At 53.2% G+C, this 9,100-nt stretch carries 8 protein-coding genes; 7 read left to right on the forward strand and 1 reads right to left on the reverse strand.

Annotated elements, in window-relative coordinates:
• Window positions 1-403: 403 nt before the first annotated feature.
• The 4 genes from ilvB (at window position 404) to ilvC (ending at window position 4,074) form a co-directional block, all read left to right on the forward strand.
• A complete protein-coding gene (gene ilvB, locus HMPREF3066_RS06480; protein WP_060975273.1) occupies window positions 404-2,128 on the forward strand; it encodes a biosynthetic-type acetolactate synthase large subunit in 1,725 nt (574 codons plus the stop codon).
• A gap of 11 nt (window positions 2,129-2,139) precedes the next feature.
• Window positions 2,140-2,631 (forward strand): acetolactate synthase small subunit, encoded by a 492-nt coding sequence (ilvN, locus tag HMPREF3066_RS06485; RefSeq protein WP_003766119.1) that lies wholly within the window; start codon window positions 2,140-2,142, stop codon window positions 2,629-2,631.
• Window positions 2,632-2,693: 62 nt separating this feature from the next.
• Window positions 2,694-2,987, forward strand: coding sequence for a putative quinol monooxygenase (locus tag HMPREF3066_RS06490; protein ID WP_060975272.1), 294 nt, complete (start codon window positions 2,694-2,696; stop codon window positions 2,985-2,987).
• A 73-nt stretch (window positions 2,988-3,060) separates the two neighbouring features.
• Window positions 3,061-4,074 (forward strand): ketol-acid reductoisomerase, encoded by a 1,014-nt coding sequence (gene ilvC / locus HMPREF3066_RS06495; protein WP_060975271.1) that lies wholly within the window; start codon window positions 3,061-3,063, stop codon window positions 4,072-4,074.
• A 135-nt stretch (window positions 4,075-4,209) separates the two neighbouring features.
• On the opposite strand, the gene HMPREF3066_RS06500 is transcribed toward ilvC, so the two are convergent.
• Window positions 4,210-4,545, reverse strand: a complete 336-nt coding sequence (locus HMPREF3066_RS06500) for a hypothetical protein (RefSeq protein ID WP_049226098.1) — start codon at window positions 4,543-4,545, stop codon at window positions 4,210-4,212.
• A gap of 302 nt (window positions 4,546-4,847) precedes the next feature.
• On the opposite strand from HMPREF3066_RS06500, the gene HMPREF3066_RS06505 reads away from it, so the two are divergent.
• The 3 genes from HMPREF3066_RS06505 (at window position 4,848) to HMPREF3066_RS06515 (ending at window position 8,879) form a co-directional block, all read left to right on the forward strand.
• On the forward strand, window positions 4,848-5,699 hold the full coding sequence (locus tag HMPREF3066_RS06505; RefSeq protein WP_060975270.1) for a mechanosensitive ion channel family protein: 852 nt from the start codon (window positions 4,848-4,850) through the stop codon (window positions 5,697-5,699).
• A gap of 32 nt (window positions 5,700-5,731) precedes the next feature.
• On the forward strand, window positions 5,732-6,598 hold the full coding sequence (locus tag HMPREF3066_RS06510; protein WP_060975269.1) for a hypothetical protein: 867 nt from the start codon (window positions 5,732-5,734) through the stop codon (window positions 6,596-6,598).
• A gap of 244 nt (window positions 6,599-6,842) precedes the next feature.
• Window positions 6,843-8,879, forward strand: coding sequence for a M3 family metallopeptidase (locus HMPREF3066_RS06515; protein WP_060975268.1), 2,037 nt, complete (start codon window positions 6,843-6,845; stop codon window positions 8,877-8,879).
• Window positions 8,880-9,100 lie beyond the last annotated feature (221 nt).

Below are 9,100 nucleotides of genomic sequence, written 5' to 3' on the forward strand. Positions count from 1 at the left end.
TTGCACTTCAAATGCGAATCCGCCGACCTTTTCTTATGAATCAAACTGAGAAGGCACCTTTCAATCCTACATTTAAAATGTCAACAATTTTATGAACAAAGATACGAGATACAAGAAACCCAAATCATATTTATCCTATAAAAATCAAAAAGCAATCTTCACAATATTCAAACAACGTTAAAAGATGAAAGATTTTGTCTTGATTGAATAGACAGTTTGCGTTATCGTTTGCATTCTTTCATTCATAAACTCTGTGTTTCATCCCAATTGATTGGACAGTTTGACTGTCGCCGTGTTTCTTCAATGCGCGTACCCTAAACCGCTGCTTGGAGGGCTTGCATTACAGGTGCTGTGGCGAGGCGGGTTGCCCCTATTGGTTTGAAACCATATAAAAGAGGTCATTATGCAATTATCAGGCGCACAAATCATAGTGCAAAGTCTCAAAGCCGAAGGTGTAGAGTACGTTTTCGGCTATCCGGGCGGCGCAGTCATCGAAATCTACGACGCTATTTTCCAACTCAATAAATTCAAGCACATCCTGACCCGACACGAGCAGGCGGCGGTACACGCGGCAGATGCGTATGCGCGCGTCAGCGGCAAAGTCGGCGTCGCGCTGGTTACTTCCGGTCCGGGCGTGACCAATGCGCTGACAGGCATCGCCACCGCATACAGCGATTCGATTCCGATGGTGGTCATTAGCGGACAGGTCGGCAATTCGCTCATCGGTACGGATGCGTTTCAAGAGGTGGATACGGTCGGCATTACCCGTCCGTGCGTCAAACACAATTTCTTGGTAACCAACGTCAACGAGCTTGCCGAGACCATTAAAAAGGCATTCCAAATCGCCGCCAGCGGCCGACCCGGCCCGGTCGTAGTCGATATTCCCAAAGATGTAACGCAGGCGATGGCGAAATTCAGCTATCCGCAGGAAGACATCTTTATCCGCTCTTACCAACCTGTCGTGCAAGGCCATATCGGGCAGATTAAAAAAGCCATCCAAATGTTGGCTTCCGCCAAACGTCCGGTCGTTTATTTCGGCGGCGGTGTGGTATTGGGCAATGCTTCGGAAGAGCTAACGAAGTTTGTCCGCATGACGGGCGCACCATGTACCGGCACACTGATGGGGCTGGGCGCGTACCCTTCAAGCGACCGCCAATTCTTGGGCATGCTGGGTATGCACGGCACTTACGAAGCCAACCTCGCCATGCAAAACGCAGATGTCGTGTTGGCAGTGGGCGCGCGTTTTGACGACCGTGTCGTATCCGTTCCGTCCAAATTCTTTGAAAAAGCCAAAAAAGTCATTCATATTGATGTTGACCCGTCCAGCATCGCCAAACGCGTCAAAGTCGATATTCCGATTGTCGGCGACGTGAAAAACGTCTTGTCCGAAATGATTGCATTGTGGGGCAAACAGGATGCGCCTGCCGCCGATTCATTGGACAAATGGTGGAAAAGCATCGAAGAATGGCGTTCGCGCGACTGTCTGTGGTTTGACAACGACAGCGAAATCATCAAGCCGCAATACGTCGTGCAGAAACTTGCCGAAATCACCAACAACTCCGCCATCATCACTTCGGACGTAGGACAACACCAAATGTTCGCGGCGCAATATTATCCGTTCGAACGCCCGCGCCAATGGCTCAATTCCGGCGGCTTGGGTACGATGGGTGTAGGTTTGCCGTATGCGATGGGCGCGAAACTTGCCGCCCCCGATCAAGACGTGTTCTGCATTACCGGCGAAGGTTCGATTCAGATGAACATCCAAGAATTGTCCACCTGCTTCCAATACCGCATTCCGGTAAACGTCGTTACCCTCAACAACGGCTACCTCGGCATGGTCCGCCAATGGCAGGAGCTGTATTACGGCAACCGCGAATCGGAAACCTATTTCGATTCTCTGCCCGATTTCGTCAAACTGGCGGAAGCATACGGACATATCGGCATCCGCGTGGACAAAAAATCCGATGTTGAAGGCGCGCTTTTGGAAGCGGTCAAACAAAAAGACCGTCTGGTATTTATCGACTTCTTGACCGATAAGAAACAAAACGTGCTGCCCATGGTCGGCAACGGCAAAGGTTTGGACGAAATGGTCCTGCCGCCGCATATGCGCGAAAACCCGAAAGCGTAAGGAGAACGACAATGCGACATATCTTATCTGTTCTGATGGAAAACGAATCAGGCGCGATGAGCCGCGTGGTCGGCCTCTTCTCCGCTCGCGACTATAACATCGACTCCTTGGCAGTAGCCCCGACCGAAGACAAAACCCTTTCACGCATGACCATCGTTACCCATGGCGACGAGCAAGTCATCGAACAAATCACCAAGCAACTCAATAAATTGATTGAGGTGGTCAAAGTGGTCGATTTGAACGAAAGCCGTTTTGTCGAACGCGAATTGATGTTGGTAAAAGTCCGCGCCGTCGGCAAAGACCGCGACGAATTTTTACGCCTGACCGAAATCTACCGTGGCAGCATCATCGACGTAACCGACCGCAGCTACACCATCGAAATCACAGGTTCGACCGACAAACTCGACTCCTTCCTCGAAACCGTCGGACGCGCCCAGATTTTGGAAACCGTACGCACAGGCGCAGCCGGTATCGGCCGTGGCGAGCGTATTTTGAAAATTTAACGCCGTCGGTTTTTCAGACGACCTAGGAGGTCGTCTGAAAACAAAAACGGCAGGAGAGATTGATGTCAAACATTAAAATCGTCGCGCTGGTTACCGTCAAACCCGAATACACGGAAACGCTGAAACCCTTTTTCCAAAGCCTGGTCAAAGCCAGCCGCGCGGAAGAAGGCAACATCAGCTACGATTTGCATCAGGAAATCGGCAAACCCGAGCGTTTCGTCTTCGTCGAAAACTGGAAATCCCAAGCAGCTATCGACGCGCACAACGCCAGCGAACATTTCCAAGGTTTCGTTAAAGCCATCGACGGCAAAACCGACGCGCTCGAAATCGTTTTGATGGAAGAACTCTCCGTTTAACCCTTTACCCTCAATCCAACCGTCCGGCATCCTCAACACAAAGCCGGAACCCATTTTATCCAAAGGAAATCAAATGCAAGTTTATTACGATAAAGACGCCGACCTGTCCCTGATCAAAGGTAAAACCGTCGCCATCATCGGCTACGGCTCACAAGGCCACGCCCACGCGGCAAACCTGAAAGATTCAGGCGTAAACGTAGTAGTCGGCCTGCGCCAAGGCAGCTCTTGGAAAAAAGCAGAAGCAGCCGGCTTCGAAGTATTGTCCGTAGCCGATGCCACCAAAAAAGCAGACGTAGTGATGATTCTGCTACCCGACGAAAACCAACCCGTCGTATACAAAAACGAAATCGAGCCTAACCTGAAACAAGGCGCGGTACTTGCTTTCGCGCACGGCTTCAACGTCCACTATAACCAAATCGTACCGCGTGCCGACTTGGATGTGATTATGGTCGCCCCCAAAGGCCCCGGCCACACCGTACGCAGTGAATTCCTCAAAGGCGGCGGCGTGCCTTCACTGATCGCCGTTTACCAAGATAAAAGCGGTAAAGCCCGCGACATCGCCCTGTCTTACGCAGCAGCCAACGGCGGCACCAAAGGCGGCGTGATTGAAACCAACTTCCGCGAAGAAACCGAAACCGACCTCTTCGGTGAACAAGCCGTATTGTGCGGCGGCGTGGTCGAACTGATCAAAACCGGCTTCGAAACCCTGACCGAAGCAGGCTACGCGCCCGAAATGGCATACTTCGAATGCCTGCACGAAATGAAGCTCATCGTTGACCTGATTTACGAAGGCGGCATCGCCAACATGAACTACTCCATTTCCAACAACGCGGAGTACGGCGAATACGTTACCGGCGTGGAAGTCATTAACGACAAATCCCGCGAAGCCATGCGCAACGCCCTCAAACGCATCCAAACCGGCGAATACGCCAAAATGTTCATCCAAGAAGGTGCCGTCAACTACGCCAGCATGACCGCCCGCCGCCGCCTGACTGCCGATCACCAAATCGAGAAAGTCGGCGCACAACTGCGTTCCATGATGCCTTGGATTGCCAAAAACAAACTGGTCGACTTGGACAAAAACTAATTCGACTCGGTTCAACCATAAGCAAACCTGCCCGACGATTCGGGCAGGTTTTTTGTCATACACAGTGTAAAAAGGTCGTCTGAAAACCTAAATGTATTTCAGACGACCTTTTTATACCTAAGCTTTAAAAACTGCTTACTTCACAATCTCAACCGGACCGTGATCGTCGCAGTGGTCGCCGTGTTGGTGGTGCAGGCGACCGTTGACGATGTAGTCGGTGTGATCGCCGTGCGGTACGGCTTCGTGGCCGCAGCCTTCGCCGTGAACGTGACCGTTGCAGGTATCGACGGGATGGCAGCCGTCAGGGTTGGTTTCATTGACGCTTAAGCTGTGTTCGTCGTAATGACCGTTGTGTTCGTGGTGCAGATGACCGTCGTGCAGATAGTCGGTGTGGTCGTCATGTTTGATGGCGGTATGGCCGCAACCGGCGCCATGGGTATGGTCGTGATGATCGTGGATTTTGCAAGTCATTTTGATTCCTCGTTATCGATGGTTAATTCAAACCCTTTAGGTTACGGTCTCTATGTTATCCTTTTTTGGCAGTTCAGTAAACAATTTCTTCTTTATTAACATAGTGTTACGGTATATCATTATAGGCTTTAAAGGTCGTCTGAACGCGCCATTTCGATGTTATGACTCTTGCGGATGTTTCAGACGACCTCCCCATTCGTTATCATTTATAATGTCATTTCCTAGACGGCTTGGCAGCTTGTGCCGATGGTGCGTATAGGTCGTCTGAAAACAATATCAAGATAAATATAGGATTTTTCACTATGTGGGACACAGTACGGCAATGGCTGCATACTCTGCCGGTACGCGAGGAGGTGGTGGAATCGATGCTGATGGTGGTGGCGCTGCTGGTTTTGCGGGGTATTTTGCTGAACCTTTATCTGCGCCGCCATCCTCATTACAGTATCGAGGAAAAACGCCGCTCCTTGGTACTCAGCCGCAATCTGACGCTGATTTTGACCATTTTTGGATTGGCGGTAATTTGGGCGACACAAATTCAGACGCTGGCGCTGTCGATGTTTGCCGTAGCGGCGGCGATTGTGGTGGCGACGAAGGAACTGATTATGTGTTTGTCGGGCAGCATCTTGCGCTCGGTAACGAAACAATATTCGGTCGGCGACTATATCGAGGTCAACGGCCTGCGCGGGCGCGTGGTCGATATTAATCTTTTGAACACGCTGATGATGCAGATCGGTCCGAACCCGCTGGTCGGTCAACTTTCGGGTAAAACGCTGTCGTTTCCCAACAGCCTGCTTTTGAACCACTCCGTCCGCCGCGACAATATTTTGGGCGATTATGTGATTCATACGGTGGAAATTCCCGTGCCGATTCATTTGGATTCGGATGTGATTGCAGGTCGTCTGAAAGCCGTATTGGAGCCTTTGTGCCAACCTTATGTGCCTGCCATCCAGCGGCATTTGGAAAACGTTCAGGCGGAGAAGCTGTTTATCACCCCTGCCGCCCAGCCGCGCGTAACCCGCGTGCCGCATGACGACAAGGTGTACCTTATCATCGTGCGCTATGCCTCGCCCGTGGCGAAGCGTTTAGAAATCCAGCAGGCGGTGCTGGATGAGTTTTTGCGCGTACAATACCGCCTGCTAAACCCTCAAGCTTAACCCCATAATCTATTAACAATCAGGAAAATACTATGTTGCCCGAATCCGCCCTTACGCAAATGTACCCCGTCATCATGACCCCCAGCCACGACGGGAAATATTTCCACAATTACGTCCTTTCGCTGCTCAACATCGTCAACACCAGCGCGCAAAACGGCTGGCCGCTGCAAGTGATGATGCAGCGCGGCGAGAGCCTGATTACCCGCGCGCGCAATAATTGCGTGGCGACCTTCTTGGAAAACCAAGAATGGACGCACCTCTTCTGGATAGACTCCGACATTGGCTTCTCCGCCGAAGCGTTCTACCGCCTGCTTTTGGCAGACAAAGACGTCGTTGCCGGCGTTTATCCGTTGAAACGCGAAAACTGGCCTGACGAAGGCGTTCCCGCCGGCACGACCCAAGCAGATTTCGAGCGGATGTACACCGCCTACACCGTCAACACAGGCGATAAAAACGAAAACGGAGAAATCGTCCTGCGCGTCGATGAAGAAGGTTTTATGAAAGTCGATGACGCGCCGACCGGATTCATGGTCATCAAACGCAGCGTGTTTGAAAAAATGATGGCCGCCTACCCCGAGCTGAACTACATCTCCGACAGTGACTACAAACGCGAAGACAAAGGGCTGCACTACCGCTTCTTCGACTGCATGGTCGATCCCGAAAGCAAACGCTACCTTTCCGAAGACTACACGTTCTGCCGCCTGTGGCAGCAAATCGGCGGCGAAGTTTATGTCGACGTCCAATCCAACCTAACCCACCAAGGCGCGAAAATCTACCGCGGCGCGTTTGCCGATTCGCTGCAAACCAATATCGCACAAGCCGTTTTCGCCCCTGCCGGCACACCGATGAGCCTCGACCTCGCCGCCCCGCTCAAATCCAACCCGCGCGGCGCAGAATAGCGTAAAAACAGGGAAAGACGCTTTAAGCCTGACGTGATGGCACTATATCTCCCCTATCGTTTGCCCCGTCGTTTTCAGACGACCCCGAATGCAAAGAGGTCGTCTGAAAACACAATCGGTTCGCCCGAACGGCAAACCTAAAACCCAGACACACATTATCCCCATTTTCCCATTGACTCAGGCGGCAGCCATTTTTCAGACGACCTCCGTCCGAACCCGCCACCCACACAAAGGAATCCCATCCATGACCAACAACGTACTGCTCCATTTGGGCGAAGAACCCCGTTTCGACGCCATCCAAACCGCCGACATCAAACCCGCCCTGCAAACCGCCATCGCCGAAGCGCGCGCGCAGATTGCCGAAGTCAAAGCCCAAACGCACACCGACTGGGCAAACACCGTCGAGCGTCTGACCGACATTACCGAACGCGTCGGCAGGATTTGGGGCGTCGTGTCGCACCTCAACTCCGTCGTCGATACGCCCGAACTGCGCGCCGTCTATAACGAACTGATGCCCGAAATCACCGTCTTCTTCACCGAAATCGGACAAGACATCGAGCTGTACAACCGCTTCAAAACCATCAAAAATTCCCCCGAATTCGCCACCCTCTCCCCCGCACAGCAAACCAAGCTCAACCACGACCTGCGCGATTTCGTCCTCAGCGGCGCGGAATTGCCGCCCGAACAGCAGGCAGAGCTGGCAAAACTGCAAACCGAAGGCGCGCAACTCTCCGCCAAATTCTCGCAAAACGTCTTAGACGCAACCGACGCCTTCGCCCTCTACTTTGACGACGCCGCACCGCTTGCCGGCATTCCCGAAGACTCGCTCGCCATGTTTGCCGCCGCCGCGCAAAGCGAAGGCAAAACAGGCTACAAAATCGGTTTGCAGATTCCGCACTACCTCGCCGTCATCCAATACGCCGACAACCGCGAACTGCGTGAACAAATCTACCGCGCCTACGTTACCCGCGCCAGCGAACTTTCAGACGACGGCAAATTCGACAACACCGCCAACATCAACCGCACGCTCGAAAACGCCCTGCAAACCGCCAAACTGCTCGGCTTCAAAAACTACGCCGAGCTGTCGCTGGCAACTAAAATGGCGGAAACGCCCGAACAAGTCCTCACCTTCCTACACGACCTCGCCCGCCGCGCCAAACCCTACGCCGAAAAAGACCTCGCCGAAGTCAAAGCCTTCGCCCGCGATCGCCTGAACCTCGCCGACCCGCAGCCGTGGGACTTGAGCTACGCCAGCGAAAAACTGCGCGAAGCCAAATACGCATTCAGCGAAACCGAAGTCAAAAAATACTTCCCCGTCAGCAAAGTCCTGGCAGGCCTGTTCGCCCAAATCAAAAAACTCTACGGCATCGGATTCGCCGAAAAAACCGTTCCCGTCTGGCACAAAGACGTGCGCTACTTCGAGCTGGAGCAAAACGGCAAAACCATAGGCGGCGTCTATATGGACCTCTACGCCCGCGAAGGCAAACGCGGCGGCGCGTGGATGAACGACTACAAAGGCCGCCGCCGCTTCGCCGACGGCACGCTGCAACTGCCCACCGCCTACCTCGTCTGCAACTTCACCCCGCCCGTAGGCGGCAAAGAAGCCCGCCTCTCCCATGACGAAATCCTCACCCTCTTCCACGAAACCGGCCACGGCCTGCACCACCTGCTCACCCAAGTGGACGAACTGGGCGTATCCGGCATCAACGGCGTCGAATGGGACGCCGTCGAGTTGCCCAGCCAGTTTATGGAAAACTTCGTCTGGGAATACGACGTCTTGGCACAAATGTCCGCCCACGAAGAAACCGGCGCCCCCCTGCCGAAAGAACTCTTCGACAAAATGCTCGCCGCCAAAAACTTCCAACGCGGCATGTTCCTCGTCCGCCAGATGGAGTTCGCCCTCTTCGACATGACCATTTACAGCGAAGACAACGGAGGTCGTCTGAAAAACTGGCAACAGGTTTTAGACAGCGTACGCAAAGAAGTCGCCGTCATCCAACCGCCCGAATACAACCGCTTCGCCAACAGCTTCAGCCACATCTTCGCCGGCGGCTACTCCGCAGGCTATTACAGCTACGCATGGGCCGAAGTCCTCAGCGCCGACGCCTACGCCGCCTTTGAAGAAAGCGACGACGTCGCCGCCACAGGCAAACGCTTCTGGCAGGAAATCCTCGCCGTCGGCGGCTCCCGCAGCGCGGCGGAATCTTTCAAAGCCTTCCGCGGACGCGAACCGAGCATAGACGCACTGCTGCGCCACAGCGGCTTCGACAACGCGGCTTGATGGTAAGGTTAAGGTAAAAATATAGTGGATTCGATATAAAAATACCCGAATCGTCATTCCCGCGCAGGCGGGAATCCGGAACGTAAAGTTGAAGAAACCGTTTTACCTGATAAGTTCCTGTTCGGACAGGTCTGGATTCCCGCCTGCGCGGGAATGACGGCGAAGATATTTTTATTTGAAATTTACTATAAAAGGTCGTCTGAAAACTGAACTGCACCCCA

It is taken from the genome of Neisseria sp. HMSC03D10, from assembly GCF_001807625.1.
GTDB lineage: Bacteria > Pseudomonadota > Gammaproteobacteria > Burkholderiales > Neisseriaceae > Neisseria > Neisseria mucosa.

Coding starts and splice junctions, on each gene's coding strand:
- ilvN (WP_003766119.1), top strand. CDS start 2,140: ATGCGACATATCTTATCTGTTCTGATGGAAAACGAATCAGGCGCGATG.
- ilvB (WP_060975273.1), top strand. CDS start 404: ATGCAATTATCAGGCGCACAAATCATAGTGCAAAGTCTCAAAGCCGAA.
- HMPREF3066_RS06505 (WP_060975270.1), top strand. CDS start 4,848: ATGTGGGACACAGTACGGCAATGGCTGCATACTCTGCCGGTACGCGAG.
- HMPREF3066_RS06500 (WP_049226098.1), bottom strand. CDS start 4,545: ATGACTTGCAAAATCCACGATCATCACGACCATACCCATGGCGCCGGT.
- HMPREF3066_RS06510 (WP_060975269.1), top strand. CDS start 5,732: ATGTTGCCCGAATCCGCCCTTACGCAAATGTACCCCGTCATCATGACC.
- HMPREF3066_RS06515 (WP_060975268.1), top strand. CDS start 6,843: ATGACCAACAACGTACTGCTCCATTTGGGCGAAGAACCCCGTTTCGAC.
- HMPREF3066_RS06490 (WP_060975272.1), top strand. CDS start 2,694: ATGTCAAACATTAAAATCGTCGCGCTGGTTACCGTCAAACCCGAATAC.
- ilvC (WP_060975271.1), top strand. CDS start 3,061: ATGCAAGTTTATTACGATAAAGACGCCGACCTGTCCCTGATCAAAGGT.